Origin of the sequence: Trichormus variabilis 0441 (genome assembly GCF_009856605.1) — a bacterium.
Taxonomy (GTDB): Bacteria; Cyanobacteriota; Cyanobacteriia; order Cyanobacteriales; family Nostocaceae; genus Trichormus; species Trichormus variabilis.
On sequence record NZ_CP047242.1, the window covers coordinates 5,972,214 to 5,988,237 of the forward strand.

The 16,024-nt window shown below is 41.3% G+C and carries 12 protein-coding genes; 8 read left to right on the plus strand and 4 right to left on the minus strand.

The window, feature by feature from the left end; all coding sequences use genetic code 11:
• The first annotated feature begins 97 nt into the window (after positions 1-97).
• Positions 98-988, plus strand: a complete 891-nt coding sequence (locus tag GSQ19_RS24635; RefSeq protein WP_011320443.1) for a hypothetical protein — start codon at positions 98-100, stop codon at positions 986-988.
• 223 nt (positions 989-1,211) lie between these two features.
• On the opposite strand, the gene GSQ19_RS24640 is transcribed toward GSQ19_RS24635, so the two are convergent.
• Complete coding sequence (locus GSQ19_RS24640; protein ID WP_011320444.1) at positions 1,212-2,381, minus strand: glycerophosphodiester phosphodiesterase family protein; 1,170 nt, start codon at positions 2,379-2,381, stop codon at positions 1,212-1,214.
• Between the two features lie 477 nt (positions 2,382-2,858).
• Here GSQ19_RS24640 and GSQ19_RS24645 point away from each other — a divergent pair, with 477 nt between their 5' ends.
• Positions 2,859-3,740, plus strand: a complete 882-nt coding sequence (locus tag GSQ19_RS24645) for a helix-turn-helix domain-containing protein (protein WP_011320445.1) — start codon at positions 2,859-2,861, stop codon at positions 3,738-3,740.
• 76 nt (positions 3,741-3,816) lie between these two features.
• Here the strand turns inward: GSQ19_RS24645 and gatA are convergent, their stop codons facing one another.
• Entirely contained in the window at positions 3,817-5,277 is a 1,461-nt protein-coding gene (gene gatA, locus GSQ19_RS24650; RefSeq protein WP_011320446.1) for an Asp-tRNA(Asn)/Glu-tRNA(Gln) amidotransferase subunit GatA, read from the minus strand.
• Here gatA and GSQ19_RS24655 point away from each other — a divergent pair.
• The 5 genes from GSQ19_RS24655 to GSQ19_RS24675 all read left to right on the plus strand — a co-directional run bounded on the left by GSQ19_RS24655 (position 5,276) and on the right by GSQ19_RS24675 (position 9,344).
• Positions 5,276-5,608 (plus strand): hypothetical protein, encoded by a 333-nt coding sequence (locus GSQ19_RS24655; protein ID WP_153228445.1) that lies wholly within the window; start codon positions 5,276-5,278, stop codon positions 5,606-5,608. The genes gatA and GSQ19_RS24655 overlap by 2 nt on opposite strands.
• A gap of 185 nt (positions 5,609-5,793) precedes the next feature.
• Entirely contained in the window at positions 5,794-7,146 is a 1,353-nt protein-coding gene (locus GSQ19_RS24660; protein WP_011320447.1) for a helix-hairpin-helix domain-containing protein, read from the plus strand.
• Positions 7,147-7,432: 286 nt separating this feature from the next.
• On the plus strand, positions 7,433-7,978 hold the full coding sequence (locus GSQ19_RS24665; RefSeq protein WP_011320448.1) for a hypothetical protein: 546 nt from the start codon (positions 7,433-7,435) through the stop codon (positions 7,976-7,978).
• 347 nt (positions 7,979-8,325) lie between these two features.
• On the plus strand, positions 8,326-8,766 hold the full coding sequence (locus tag GSQ19_RS24670; RefSeq protein WP_011320449.1) for a hypothetical protein: 441 nt from the start codon (positions 8,326-8,328) through the stop codon (positions 8,764-8,766).
• 236 nt (positions 8,767-9,002) lie between these two features.
• The gene (locus GSQ19_RS24675; protein WP_011320450.1) at positions 9,003-9,344 is read left to right on the plus strand and encodes a DUF6464 family protein; all 342 of its coding nucleotides are present in this window, start codon (positions 9,003-9,005) and stop codon (positions 9,342-9,344) included.
• Between the two features lie 138 nt (positions 9,345-9,482).
• Here GSQ19_RS24675 and pgmB read toward each other — a convergent pair whose 3' ends face one another.
• Both pgmB and GSQ19_RS24685 read right to left on the minus strand, forming a co-directional pair.
• Entirely contained in the window at positions 9,483-12,419 is a 2,937-nt protein-coding gene (gene pgmB, locus GSQ19_RS24680; protein ID WP_011320451.1) for a beta-phosphoglucomutase, read from the minus strand.
• A gap of 23 nt (positions 12,420-12,442) precedes the next feature.
• A complete protein-coding gene (locus GSQ19_RS24685; RefSeq protein WP_011320452.1) occupies positions 12,443-14,860 on the minus strand; it encodes a sucrose synthase in 2,418 nt (805 codons plus the stop codon).
• Positions 14,861-15,564: 704 nt separating this feature from the next.
• On the opposite strand from GSQ19_RS24685, the gene GSQ19_RS24690 reads away from it, so the two are divergent.
• Positions 15,565-16,017, plus strand: coding sequence for a hypothetical protein (locus GSQ19_RS24690; protein WP_011320453.1), 453 nt, complete (start codon positions 15,565-15,567; stop codon positions 16,015-16,017).
• Positions 16,018-16,024: the final 7 nt, after the last annotated feature.

Here is a 16,024-nt window from a genome sequence, read left to right on the forward strand (position 1 = left end):
TTAGTCATCTTTTGGTATTTGGTGGAAATTTGTTGTAGATTAATGCAAGTATTCATCGCCATGAGTATATTGGTACAAAAATTTACTATAAAAATTTATGGCAGAACCAATTCGCATTCTTTTACAAACAACGATCGCCTCAACTGAAGATGACTGGAGTATCTTTCGTTTTTCTCTATTGCAGAATTATTTAAAATCTATTCAAGATGAATCAGGAAAACCATTATTTACAGTTTTATCACGCGATCGTTCCTCTGATGCCGACGGGAATGACCCTATTTTAGGGACACTAGACCAGTCAGATTTTGATGAACTCTGGCTATTTGCTCTAGATACTGGTGATGGTTTAACAGACAAAGATATTGCTGGAATTAACGCTTTTAGAAAACGGGGTGGTGGAATTCTCACAACACGAGACCATCAAGATATGGGCTGCTCTATGTGCGGTTTAATTGATATTGGTGATGTTCATTATTTTAATACCAAAAATCCCGACCCCGACGATTCGCGTTGGAGTCGTGATGATCCACATACAACCTATATTTCCTGGCCTAACTACCATTCTGGAGCTAATGGAGACTATCAAAAAATCATTCCTGTAGAACCAGTCCATGAACTCTTACATAACCCTAATTCACCTTCTGGGTTAATTGAATTTTTCCCGTCTCATCCCCATGAAGGTGGTATTGGAGTCAACCCAAATAATTTAAATTCCCAAGTAATTGCATTAGGAAAAAGTCTAGTTACTCATCGCAACTTTAACTTAATTGTTGCAACGGAACACCATACAGATACAGAAAAAAATCGACTGGGTAGGGCAATAGCTACTTCCAGTTTTCATCATTTTGTTGATTACAATTGGGACATAGAAAAAGGTTGTCCTTCTTTTGTTGATGAACCGCCAGGAAATGGCATGAAATTAGAACCTCGTGCTTTAGAAGATATTCAAGCTTTTGTGCGTAATGCAGCTTTGTGGCTAGCCAGATAAGTTTTTATTAAGCTCCGCGTGTCAGTTGTTGAAAGTATCTGGTCTAATACCCCAACCCCTTGTGGGTGGTTTCTACATATCTTTGCTACTGACTACTGACCACTGACTACTGACAAAACTCCATCCCCTTGTGGGTGGAGTTTTTATTTCTAGCTTTTTAGTCAGCACTTTAGTACTAAAAGAAATAAAGTGCTGACTACAAGCTATTTAATAATTATTCAACTTACTTACGACGGCGAAATAACCATCCTAACAGTGGCATAAAACCTAATCCAAAGATTGTACCGGGTTCGGGAACTAAGGTAGAGCGCACCGCAAAAGCTGTGTCTGGATTATCGCTAAATAAACCGTCTATACCTGTTTGATAAAATCGCTTATACTCTTCCTGGGGATTTCCTTGTAAGTTTGTTGGCAAGAAAACATCTTCATCGCGGAAAGTCCAAGCATGAACGATTAAGCCGGCTGCGTGAGCATCATCAACTAAGGTTGTGGGCGACAATAAATTACCTTGACTATCTCTAGGAATAATTAAGTTTTTATTGGCTCCTATGCCATTAGCGTAGGTAGCGATTTCTGCTAAACCTAAAGGTGTAATTAAATCCCTGTAAAGCCGAGAATCTGCATTAACTACAAAATCATAAGGTCTTCCACTAGGATTAATTAGTTGTACCAAAGAGACGTTAGTTAATTGATTGAGGTCTTTTAAATTGCTGACTTCAAATGATTGGATGTAAACTGGCGCAGTTTCATCAACATATCCATTGGCATTTAAAACGCTCACCAAAATTTCTTCCATTGATAAACCAATGGAATCAAAATAAGTCGGGTGCTTAGTTTCAGGATAAATGCCAATAGTCCGTCCCAAGGCTGCGCTTTGTGCTTTGGCTAAATCGATGACTTCTTGCAAAGTAGGAATTTCAAACTGTCTGTCATATTGAGTATTCTGGGGACGGATACCAGGAATTCTCTCTATGGCGCGGAGAGTTTTTAATTCTTCTAGGGTAAAGTCTTCTGTAAACCAGCCTGTAATGGAGCGTCCATCGATGACTTTAGTGGTTTTGCGGTCTGCAAACTGTAGACGCTCATAAACATCTGTGCTGGTATCTGTGAGATTGAGCGTACCATCAGCATTCAAAATTGCTAAAGCGTTTTCGTGACGCGCGACTAAAACACCATCTTTAGTGGCAACTAAATCAGGTTCAATATAGTCAGCACCCATTTGAATGGCTAGTTCATAAGCGGCTAAGGTATGTTCTGGACGATAACCGCTAGCTCCCCGGTGTCCAATAACAATAGGCGCTTGACCCGTCAAGGTTCCTGCTAGGACTTTTTCTGTTGGCATAACTGTTAGTGTAGCCATTCCTAGCAAAAATGCTCCAAAGAAATGTCGCATGATTTCTCCTCACAAGTATTTGGTTACAAAAAATTGCTGAAAATAACTCAAGCGCTTTGGGTTGGGACTTTGAGCTACTGAAGTTTTTTCTGTGAAAACACTTGTATTAAGGTAGAAACCAAGCATTAAAGCCTAGTTAAACACTGATTATGTCTGTTTTAAGGATGAGGACTTATGTCAGAGTTTGAGAGGATCAATAGCACAACAGGCGATCGCTGCTATTATTCTCAACAGAGGTAGCTCAGGATGGTAATCCCATGACGAATAACAGTACAGTATGATGCTATTTTGTCAAAAAATTTCCCAAAAACCACATAATTTGTGATTCAGCAATAGAGATTAAGATTCTTTAACTGGAATTTGGCATTAAAATTAGACGGACTACAAAAATTTATTCATAAATTAGTAACAATATTGACCGTACTCAAGTAGTCTCACTGCGAGATAGTAAACATTAACTCATACTAGGAGAAGACAGTGAACCTATTAAATGAGGCCCAAGAACAACAACTTAAGGAAATAAGTAAATATTTATTACAAGTAAGACAAGAGAAAGGTATACGTATAGAAGAAGTAGCTGCTAAAACAAATATTAGACTATATTTCTTACAATCTTTAGATGCAGGCAAGTTTGCTGAACTACCTGAGCCTGTTTACATCCAAGGATTTATCCGTCGCTATGCAGATATCTTGGGTTTGGATGGACAGGCGTTGGCGAAAAGTTTTAGTGTCAATGGTGAATCTGCAATTCAAGAATCCCATCGTGATGACAAAGAACAGATAAAAGAAAAACCAAAAATTCGTATTCCTTTGTTTGTCCCTTACGTTTTATTGCTAGCAGTTGCGGCGGTTGGACTGATTTATGTACTTAATCCCAAACTAATCACTCAATCTCTGGCCAATAAACAAGAATCAGAAACGACTACCCCAAAACAAGCCGAGCCTTCACCCTTGACAGTTGCACCCCAGGCTCAAACACCAGAATCACCAGAATCAATAGTTTCAGACTCGGAAAATTCCCCATCATCATCTACCCCAGCAGCTTTAGGCGATAGTTCTACGACCACACCATCAGCCACACCTGGTAATGAAAATAATGGTAATTCAGCCGTTGCAGTGACGTTAGAACTACAAGGTAATTCATGGTTACAAGTAAAAGCCGATGGTAAGACAGAATTTGTTGGCGAATTAACCAAAGGCGATCGCCGAACATGGACAGCAAAAAAACAGCTAACTGTACGTTCTGGTAATGCAGGGGCTGTACTAATTTCCGTCAACGAGAAGCCAGCAGAACCCCTGGGCAGTAATGGTATTGTCAAAGAAGTAACATATACTCCGGAAGTGGTGAGTCAGCAATAATAGGTCATGGGTCAATTGTCATTAGTTAGTAAAAAACTCAAGAACAACTGACCACTGACCACTGACCACCAAACATTTAAGAAATTTTTGGCTGACTTAGATGCCAACTAGTGGACTGTTCATAAGCGTAAGCTACTTGTAGTAGTTGGTCTTCTCGTAGTACTTTGCCAATTAGTTGTAGTCCAATTGGTAATCCCTGCTCATCAAAACCACAGGGGAGGCTTAAACCTGGAAGACCAGCCAAGTTAACGGGAATAGTCATCAAGTCGTTTAAGTACATACTGATGGGGTCAGCAGTTTTTTCTCCTGCTTTAAATGCTGTGGTGGGAGCAGTTGGAGAAACTAACACATCTACATTTTTGAAGGCATTTTCAAAGTCTTGCTTAATCAAAGTACGCACTTTTTGGGCTTTGAGATAATAAGCATCGTAATAGCCAGCCGAAAGAGCGTAAGTACCAATCATGATTCGTCGCTTGACTTCTGCACCGAAGCCAGTGGCGCGGGTACGCTTATACATAGACAGTAAATTGTCTCCTTCCGGCGCACGCCAGCCATATTTTACGCCATCGTAGCGGGCTAGGTTGGCTGATGCTTCTGATGGAGCAATGATGTAATAGCTAGGTACGCCATAACGGAAGTTAGGACAGGAAATTACATGAATTTCAGCCCCTAGACGTTGTAATTGTTCGATCGCTTTAGTAACAGCTTGTTCAACAACAGAATCTAAACCTTCGCCAAAAGTTTCTTTGATTACGCCAATCCTCAGTTTACCTCTGGCTTTGAGGTCTGGTTTTAAGCTAGCTACATAGTCAGGGATTTCCACTTTGAGACTGGTGGAATCTTTGGGATCATAACCTGCGATCGCCTTTAATAGTATCGCTGTATCTTCTACTGACTTGCCAAAGGGGCCAATTTGATCCAAGGATGAAGCGTAAGCTACCAAGCCATAACGGGAAACTAGACCATAGGTGGGTTTGAGTCCTACCACACCACAAAAAGAAGCTGGTTGACGAATGGAACCACCGGTATCCGAACCCAGCGCTACCACACATTCTTCCGCCGCCACAGCCGCAGCTGAACCACCAGAAGAACCGCCAGGAACTCTCGATAAATCCCAAGGATTAGCTGTCACTTGATAGGCAGAATTTTCAGTAGAACTGCCCATTGCAAATTCATCTAAATTGGTTTTACCAACCACTACAGCCCCTGCATCCAGAAGTTTTTGTGTCACAGTTGACTCATAAGGCGGCACAAAATTTTCCAGAATCCGCGAAGCGCAGGTGGTGGGGATTCCCTTGGTACACATATTGTCCTTAACACCGATAGGAATCCCCGCCAGTAGCCCAATTTCCTCGCCTGCTGCTATTTTGGCATCCACAGCACGAGCCTGTTCTAACGCCTGCTGTGCCGTGATGTGTAAGAAACTATGCAGCTTTGGCTCTAGCTCTTGAATGTGGTCTAAAGTTTCTTGGGTAATTTCAACGGCAGAACGTTCTTTTTTAACTAGCTGTTCGTGCAACTCGCGGATGGATGCCATGATTGCTCTCTTAGTGACTCAAGTCATTGATTTTAGTACATATTGTGCGGGATTGGTCAATGGTCAGTTGCCAATTGTCAGTGGTGAGGCAGTGCGTTGGGGAGACAGCGCTGTGGGCGGCTTTGCCGACTTGAAGCGACTGTCGTCGGGTTCCCCGACTTGTAGCAACTGCCGTTCCCCGGAGGGGTTAGTTGTCAATAGAAGAAACGTTGTATACAAAGTCTGTACATTAATTCCTCTCCTTGCTCCCTCCGAAGTTCCCTTTACCCAATTCTTAATGAAAGAAACAGCAAATAGGTGTGTAATAACCGTATTCTTAGTGTTTATTTAAAATTTAACAAAAAATAGTAAGAAATTGCTGAATAATTGGCTAATAATTTTAGCTATTGTGGTGTAAGGCTATAGCAGTGTTCACTCGCCAATAAATTATATAAGATGGATTTTAGTAAAAGTTAAATTTTAGCTAAATATAGAAATTAATTGCTTAACTAGCAAATTATTTTGAGGTATAAATAGATGATAAAAATAGCAAGCCGTAAGTTTTTGGGTGTAGAAAATGTCTATGACATTGGGGTTGGACGTGATCACAATTTTTTCGTCAAAAATGGATTAATAGCTTCTAATTGTTTCAATAAATCCCATTCCACAGCTTATGGATATGTTACTTATCAAACTGCATATCTAAAAGCTAATTATCCATTGGAATATATGGCGGCGTTGCTGACGGCTAACAGCAACGATACAGACAAGGTGCAGAAATATATTTCTACCTGTCTAAGCATGAATATTCAGATAGAACCGCCGGACATCAATCGCTCAGGTGTAGACTTTACCCCAGTCGCGGGTAAGATATTATTTGGATTTTCGGCTGTGAGAAACGTAGGACAGAATGCGATCGCCTCAGTTTTAGAAGCAAGAGAGACAACAGGAGAGTTTAAATCATTAGCTGATTTCTGCGATCGCGTAGACTTGCGTGCTGTTAATCGCCGCACCCTTGAATCACTAATTTACTGTGGAGCCTTTGACAAAATTGAAGCGAATCGTCACCAATTAATCCAAGATTTAGAATTAGTCTATGATTGGGCCCAATCCCGTGCTAGAGATCGTGCTAGTGGTCAAGGAAACCTGTTTGATTTATTAGGTGGATATTCTTCTACTAGTACCAAAACAGCTAATAATGCCTTTGAAACTGCTCCTAAAGCTAAACCTGTACTAGATTATCCCCCACAGGAAAAATTACGCTTAGAAAAAGAATTATTAGGATTTTATGTCTCCGACCATCCCTTAAAATCTTTAAGGTCAGTAGCACCACTTTTAACACCAATTAATCTTTCACAACTAGGAGAACAACGAGAAGACACAAGATTGTGTGTGATTGTCATGCTTAACGGTGTAAAAAAAGTCATGACAAAGAAAGGCGATGCAATGGCAATTCTGCAACTTGAAGACTTAACATCTCAATCAGAAGCAGTAGTTTTTCCGAAAACTTATGAGCGCATTAGTTTCTTACTTCAAGTAGATGCCAGATTAATTATTTGGGGTAAAGTAGACCGACGAGACGAACAAACTCAATTAATTGTAGAAGATGCAGAGCCAGTAGAAACTGTACAAATGGTGATGGTAGAACTTCAGCCTCAACAAGCAGCCAATATTGAAGAACTACACCGCTTAAAAACAATTTTGCAAGAACAATGTGGAGATAAAGAAAAAGCCAAAATGCCCATAATTGGAATTGTGCAATCTGAAAATTCTCGGCGATTAGTGCGCTTAGGTTGGCAATTTTGTGTTCAAGATGCTCGAATTACCGTGCAAGCATTACAAAATGCGAGATTTCCAGCACAACTTAAACCTCTGATTGGTGGTTCATGAGGAGATGAAATAGGAAGTGAGAAGAGGCAATACTTCTCTGCGTTCTTGAGTGTGTCGTAGGCTCAGTAACAAGGTGTAGGGGAAAGAATATCTTACTCAGTACTCAGTATTACTGAGAAATAATCATATTAGTTAAACTACTACGTCAACAGTATATTGACATAGTAATTCTTGGGCTTCACAGTTTTTTTCGTTACTTATGCGGATGATGTTTTCCTGTAGTAAGTGGTATCTTTTTATGCCATGAGGATTTGGGCAAGAGCTAGGGGAAGGAGTTAATATTTTGATGATTGCAAATGATTTGAGTAAGTTTGTTTCCTATTGTAAAAAAATTCAACCCCAAACTCAGGAGGACATCAAGCAGTTTTTTGAAGGGGTGATTGCCTTTCCTTATGATAAGGAACTTCTTTTGCAGGCTTATTTATTTTTAAATATTCAAAACTTGTTCCCTTCATGTTATGAATTGCTCTTATTTGAAAAGTCCCCAATTGCCGATTATACAGACCTGGGTAAATGTGATTTTGTTTACCTGACATTTCAAGGTAATCTGTTTTTAATTGAGACAAAATTTATTGATACAGAAGCAACAGGCGCAACAGAAAGAAAACGCAGAAATAAACATAGAAATAAGGTATTTGAACAAGTAATTACCTTAAAAAGTCGGTTTGGTGAATATTGGGACATACGCTCTGAACAGTTGGAATGTGGGGTTTTTACCACGGATTCGGATATTGATTGGCGAGGAAATAGTATAAATGTTACGACTAAATCTATATCGATAGATAGCCTAGAAAAGTGGCGTAGAACCTATAAGCAAATTAATCAAACTTAGTTTTTTAAGATTCTTAAATATTGTATGATTTTGGGCGATCGCTGATATTTTCTATAGTTCGGAATAGCATTCTATATCTTTAAAAATTTCCATTCAATAAACTTAATATATTAAAAGGATGTTAGGGACAGTATAGCAATCTGCCCCTATTTGTATGTAATTTTGTTTGTCGCCGACAACACCTTTTGATTAACACACAGAGGAGCGGAGGAGATCCTTGCACAGCGATTAGTGATTTTTTTAATTGCAAGTCCCCAAACTGATGAACTCAATTTACTATTTTATAGTACAATTGTACTTAATTTATAAAAATATCATGCAAACTCAGTAGGAGGGCGATAACATTTATGAAACAAATCGAACCTAGCTACAAGACTACTATTTCCCTGCCATTAATGTTGCCACAGGTAACAGTAAATAAAGCCATAGTGCCTCTACAACCCCAATCGGAAAGTCTGAGCAGTGGATGGGAGCGTTTGATTACCGTTGTGCAGCATATCAACCAGATGGCAATAGAGTTAGAGGCAAAGATATTAGAACTCAAGACAATAGCTAGTACGATTAATAGTCAAATTAATTATTTAACAGAAAATAGCGATCGCCCATATATCAGTATTTGCCAGTATTCATCGGTGAGTGTCCCTGTGGTGAAACAACAGCCAGATCAATCATTTATTCTGACAACCCGAAAAGTTGATTTATTTCGAGCCGAGCGAGAAGCGGCACAACTAGCGCAACAACTCCGCCAGCACACACAAAAGAAAAAATCTGCACCCATGAGGAATTGAAGGCAGGGGGAAAAGAAAATTATTAGCAACTGACTATTGACTAATTAGTATGTTTACCCGTTGGGCTGTAACAGTTATGCTGAAGGAAGTCATATCTTGAAACTCCCAGGCACTTCGTGTTGCTACGTGCAGGGATTCTTAGGCTAATCACGGGCATTAAACCAGATGAAAAGCAACTGACGAATGACAACTGACAACTGACACACGCAGTGCAACTAAAAAGAGGTTAAGAGAAGGTGTTAAGAACACTTTTAGTAATTGTCATTGGTTTCTTACCGTCTATGTTCTCCTTGTGGGTAATCCGTAAAACCCAATTACGGACACGCTCACGCCTCAGACAAGCAGCCACAAATATTGCTAGGGTGCGGATACAGCAAAATATTAGACCTTTAGAAAGCGATCGCTATTATTTAGAAGGGGTAGGCTACTTAATTGGTGACATCAGTTGCAAATTCAACGCACGTTCTGGCTATCTCCGTTGTGCTGTTAATCCCAGAGGCCCTTGTCAGGGTTGCCGCTATTATGAATGCCCTATGAGTGATGAAAACTCAACAGGGTATAAGGGTATAGGGGTATAGGGGTATAGGGGTTTATGGGTATAGGGGTATGGGGGTATAGAGGCTAAGAGAAGAACAGTATTTATAAGGTATCTTGATTTAATTATTAGTTGTTTCCCTCACACCCCTAAACCCTCACACCCTTACACCCCTAAATCCTCACACCCCCGCAGCTTCATTTAATTTGGTGCGTAAGTCTGTCCATGTCACCCCTGCAAGACTGGGGAGGACTACATGAGCTGCACCTACACGCTCGACGGGGCCAAGTCCTACTGCCCACATTCCCCCAGCTAAAGCGGCTTCCACACCTGCGGCGGCATCTTCCACGACTACACATTGTTTTGGTTCTAGTCCTAACTGATGGGCAGCGAAGAGAAATAAATCTGGTGCTGGCTTGGGTTTTTGGACACTGTAACCATCAGCGATCGCATCTACTTTATCAGCAAGCCCTAGCCTTTCGATCACTGTGTGAGCATTTTTACTAGCTGAACCGATACCTAGTTTAATTCCCGCTTGCCGTAGTTCATCTAAAAGAGCGATCGCTCCTGGTAATAAATCTTTAGGTGTAATGTGTTCAATTAGTTCTACATAGTAGCAATTTTTACGCTCCATCATCTCTTGAATTTGTGCTTCTGAATAAGGTCTATCCCCAATAATCCGCATCAAGGACTCACGACGAGACACCCCCCGCAAGGCTTCGTTAGCCTTTCTATTAAAAGGAATCCCTTCCTCATCAGCCAGCCTCTGCCACCCTAAATAATGATATTCTGCCGTATCAGTTAATACACCATCCAAATCAAAAATAAATCCTCGAATGTCTGGGGAATGGGTATGAGGGGTCGGGGATTGGGTACTCGTGACTCCCCCAGTCCCCAGTCCCCAGTCCCCAATCCCTACCCCCCCAGGCAAATCAAACGGATACCACTGCCCACGCCAATGTAGTTGAAACTTCAGACGTGTCCAATTTGGGGGTAAATGGGGGTTGGCGATGGGGCCTTGTTCTGTGAGTTGGATTCCACCAAAACCGAAAATTACTGCCTGCCAAATGCCACCAGCACTGGCTCCGTGAATACCGTCATTGGTGTTACCTCGGCTATCTTCTAAATCAACCATAAGTGCCTGCATAAACCGTTCGTAGGCGGTGGCTGATTTCCCCAAATCTGAGGCTAATATGCCATGAATTGCCGGGCCTAGTGATGAACCGTAGGTAATATCCGTCCGGGGTGCGTAATAATCCCAATTACTTTTTAAAGCTTTTTCGTTGTAGGGAAACTCTGCTGATAGGCGCATCAGGTACAGCAGCATCAAGACATCTGGTTGCTTGAGGACTTGGTGTTGGTTAGTGGTTTCTATACCCAAGATGGCTTGCATAGAACGCTGGCGTGGTTCGTAGTCTTCCAAGTTGATATCTTTTAATTGGAAAAATCCCTCAAATTGTTCGATTAATCCGGTTGAGGAGTCGTAAAAAATGCAAATTTTCTTGATGATGTCTTGCCAGTGAGTTTCTAACTCTGGAGTAAGTTGCAGTTTTTCTTCTAGTTCTTTGGCTCCTTCGGGGAAGGTATGACGCAACCAGTCAGCAACTTTCAGCGCCTTTTCTAGATGCCATTGCACCATTCGGTTCGTGAAGGTGTTGTTGTGTACAAACTCGTGGTATTCATCCGTACCAATCACCCCACGGATTTCATAGCGATCGCCTTGGGAGTTATACTCAACTCGGCTACTCCAAAAAATAGCGGCATCTAAGATAATTTCTGCACCATAATCGCGCATCCAAACATCATCACTAGTAGCTTGCCAGTATTGCCAGACAGCATAGGCAATATCTGCACTGTTATGAATTTCGCGATCGCGGCACCAAATACGCACATCTTCGCCATAATAATTATCAGGCAATGCCCAACGCGGCGTAACTTCATCCCCAGTATCACCACTTTCCCAGGCATACATCGCCCCTTTAAAGCCGTAATGGGTGGCTTTGCGTCGCGCCCCGTTGATGGTGTGGTGGCGGTAGCTGAGTAAGTTCCGGGCTAAAGCTGGTTGTGTGAAGGTGAAAAAGGGCAAGATAAAAATCTCTGTATCCCAGAAAATATGTCCACGATAACCAAAGCCGGAAAGGGTTTTAGCGGGAATACTGACTTTTTCATCATGGTATGGGGCAGCAATTAGCAACTGAAACAGGTTGTAGCGGACAGCAAAAGCGGCTGTAGGATCTCCTTCTATGTATATATCGCTTTTTTGCCATACTTCGTCCCAGGCTTGCTTATTCGCCGTGAGTAGAGTTGTGTAGTCTGGTAGTTGTGCCAGCTTTTCTTGAGCGGCGGTAACTGGTTTATTGACTTCCCTTGAGGTAAAAACTGTCACTAGCTTTTCCACAGTGATAGTTTGTTGAGATTTAGCTAAAAAACTGGCGCTGATAGTGGGATATCCAGGGACGATGCTCACTTGTAACGCGGCCTCTACTCCTGATATGGTCATCTTGGCTGCCATACCGATTTCAATCTGGGTTCCACGGGTACGACTTTGCAACCAGATACCCGGCTCGGTTTTACCTTGGTCTATTCCTTCCCAATGATTGAAACCTTGATTTTCAGCGTAGCCGTTGATACTAGCTTGAATTTCAACTAAGCAATCACCATCATGAGCTGTGATTTGGCAACGCTGCCCCAATATATGGTGATCTGCTAGACTAGCGAAACGTTCAAAGTGGATATCAATGATGCTACCACTGGGGCTACGCCAACGCAGAGAACGACTGAGCAGACCTTGACTGACATCAAGTTTACGTTCATATTGTAATATTTCTCCCTGATCCATGCGGAAGCGATCGCCATTAATCGCAATTATCATCGGCAACCAATCAGGACAGTTAGCAAGTTCCGTATAAACTACAGGTACATCATCATAGACACCATGAATAAAAGTGGCAGGTAAACCACGGGCGTGACCTTCCTCTAAGCTACCTCTAGTACCTAAGTAACCGTTACCGATGGTGAAAACGGTACTTCTAGAATGCAATTGCTCAGGGTTAAACCTAGTTTCGGTTAATATCCAATCTTGATAAGTAAAATCACGAGAAGGACATTTTGTGTTCATGGTGAATGACTAATAACGATTGACTAATGACAACTCATGTGCTTTGCTAAAATTTGCTCGGCTCTGGGTTTATAAATTAGGTGAAATAGGCTTTCCATATAACGAACTCTGGCTTCGCTGCTTTCTGGGCGGATAAAGTTCCAGAAGCTGTAGATTTTAGTCAGTGCTAGTAATTGACTGGTGTGTAACTGCCAGTTGTATTTTTGATGAATGCGTTGGCTCATCCATTGAGATACTTCTTGCCAATGTTCGGGATGGGTATCGCACTCTTGGAAGAATGCCAAAATTTTTTCGGCTGTTCCTTCTAAGTCTGTGGGATTAATCCGAAATCCATTATTTTGATCTTCTAGAATTTCTAAAGAACCACCAAATTTAGTAGCAAAGGTGGGTAAGCCAGAAATCATGGCTTCTAAAATACTGCGTCCAAAGGCTTCAAACCGGGCAAAGTGGAGATAAATTCCCCGATAATCTGCCACTAAGCGATAAGCTTCACCGACTTCTTGGTTAGGAAGTCGTAGCCCTAGCCAGCGAATATGGCCTTGTAGCTGATATTGGTTAATGATGTTGTGAAGTTTTTCAATTTCCCTGGCTTCTTCGGGATTGGTAGTTTCATCTATGTTTAACTTACTGGTGAGCAGAATCAGGTTAGAGTGTGCTTGTAATTCTTGACTTCTGCCGAAGCATTCAGCCAAGCCAGTCAGATTTTTGATGGAAGTAATAGGGGCAACTGCAAAGATGGGTGGCTTTTGGGGTTGCTCTAAATAACCGAAGATTTGGGAGTCTTGACGATGAAATAATAAGTCATGGACGCTTTGACTAAGATTTGGGTCTCTATCTGCTGTTTGGCTATAAGGGAAAAAGACTTGCTCATTTACCCCTGGCGGAACCATGTTGAATTTAGGACTAAACAGGTCTACACCATCGACTACATGATATAGATGGGGCATGGTAAAGAACTTGTAGGACTCATACTGTCCCACACTTTCGGGTGTGCCGAAAATTTCTTGGTAGGATGAGGTGATGATAAAGTCAGCCGCATTCATCGTAATTAAATCGGCGGTAAATTGTACTGAGAAGTGATATTTTTCCTCAGAGTTTTGCCAATATAAGTTACTAAATAAATTTTTCGGCTTTTCTAACGAGTGGGCAATGTTGCAATGGGTGACTTTGAGGCGACGGGCGAGGAGAAAAGCAACTAAGTTACCATCGCTGTAGTTACCTACAATTAAATTCGGTTTGCCTTGGAATTGGGCTAGTAGTTGTTTTTCGGCATCTAAAGCAAAGGTTTCTAGATAAGGCCAAATCTCAAATTTAGATATCCAGTTGTTGGTAATTGCTGGATTAAATTCCCCGAAAGGAACCCGCAAAATCCAAGCATTCTCTGTGTTATGTAACTTTTCTAAGCGCAGGTTACAGTATGTACCTTCACAGTGAGGAATCAGCCTGGTGAGAATAATGATGTGGGGTTGAATACCTAACACTTCCAGCCCAGCCAGCTTGATTTCCTGCTGTAGTTTGTTTTCTAAACTGCGTGCTTGCTCTAGAACATAGATAACTTGACCTAAGGTTTCATCCCGTCCCATAACATCTTCTTGAGCTACCCAACCGTGAATCGAAACTAGAACCACCCGAAAGACCGCAGGTACACGGGCTACAAATGCTTCTAAAACAGCAGGTTGGGGAGAATCAATCAATCTATCCAGCAGTGTAATAGTTTCCAGAATACGCTCGGCTGTATTACCCCATCCTGGCTCAAAGCCGAGTGCTTGTAGTTCAATGTAGAATTTTTCGTATGGTTCTTCCGGGGGTAAGTCCGAAAGAAATTTAATCGCTGCGTGAATTTGTTTAGCTAGGTGGATACCTGAGGGAATAGCATCCCCAATCATCAAGTTAATCCCATCGTATTGCAGTCCCCGTAAAGCTAAGTACACTAACTCGACCCAATATTGAGGGTCAGTCGCTATCTGACTGCATAGATAACGATTGAGGAAGGCTAAACCTTGACCAATATTTCTAGGGTCGCTAATACTGGGGGAAGCTTCGTAAAATGAACTGAGGTCAATTTCTAAGATGTTGGGTTCATAGGCATTAACTAGGCGATCGCTCACATCTAAAAAGGCATCAATTGGCATAGAATCAAACTTAGCTAGGTCTGATGTCAGTCGCCAAACTTCTTGGTTAGCAATCCTTGGACGCACCACAAACCATGTACTGTCCTCTGCTAAAACAATTTCATGGGTATATTGAATCAGTTTACCTACGGATGAGGAATAGTAAAAATATGTGGGCTTTTGGGCTTGCTGACAGTATTGGGAAAAAGTATGCAGAATCTCGTTTCTCAGGAAGTAACGTTTACCTGAGGAATCTAAGGCAATGATCAACTGTTGCAGGGCAGCTTTTTCCTCACCATTAGCAAAAATAGGGTGAAATAGTTCGTGCATGACGATTTCCAGAACTCTAGCCAGGTCACGACCTCATTTTTGTCTCCTCAACAAATGTAATTTTCGTATAAAGTTCGTTTAAATACGCGTAATTGGTAATTGGTGATTGGTAATGTAAAAATCATTACCAAAATTGGCTATTACGGATTAAGACCAACCATCTTCTGTGTAATTAAATAAACTTGATACTTAGTAATCGGCTTAGAGGTACATTGCCTTTGTTGACCTTTGTATAGTAGATAGTCCTTCAGTGTCTTGCCTTCTAGCTCTGGTATGACTTGTAAGGGTATAGGGGTATAGGGGTATAAAATAAATGTTTGCAACCCTTACACCCTTAAACCCTTACACCCCTACACCCAGCCTCAACAGACAACCTGGGTGCGTAGTTCTAAGTTATTAGTCGAGTCGCTACGTCAGTATATTTTAAATATTTAAATAAACTTCTTATTTCCAAAGGCATAATCCAGTAGTTTTTGTTATGCTGGACTAGACAATTTAAGTTTTTTTTAAGCGGTAATTATACCGCAATAAAATTTAATTTGCAAGTTGAATTTTCTATACAATTAGTCTTGTTTTGTACATAAAGATTAATTAGGCGATCGCTCTCAAAAGTTGATATTTTTTTTAATGTAGAGGGTCAACGAGCTGAGCAACTAATTGTCTAGCTGTGTTGGATCAAAACTTTGCTCATTTTCAATTTTTTTATGAGTCATCATCTACCCGACACCAAGATACCCGCTCCGTGCATTGTAAACACGGGCATTATTGTGAACAAGCTCGACATGAAGCGTTTATTGGCTGATTTAGGTCGAGTCCACTACATCTACACCCAAGAAGGCCAATTACAGAGCGAGGGTGAAGGGGATGTGATGGAAGTTTTTGCTAACTCACGAAGGTCTACCTTAGTGGCTAACAGCACTCTTTATCTCAATGTTGCTAGCTTTGATTATCTGGAATTGAAACAATCACCCCAAAAAGAAACTTTCTTTGATTTGATGCAGGAAGGCGCTTGCTTACGCTTGATTCCTTTATCGACACCTATTCAAGAACGTCGTGAACGGACTTGGAATGTCAGCGCTATCGAGGCGATGATGGAGGAAGTCCTAGCAGCTAGATGGGATGCAGAAATTGATGATGACTGTTGTGATGGCTTTTAAATAGTAA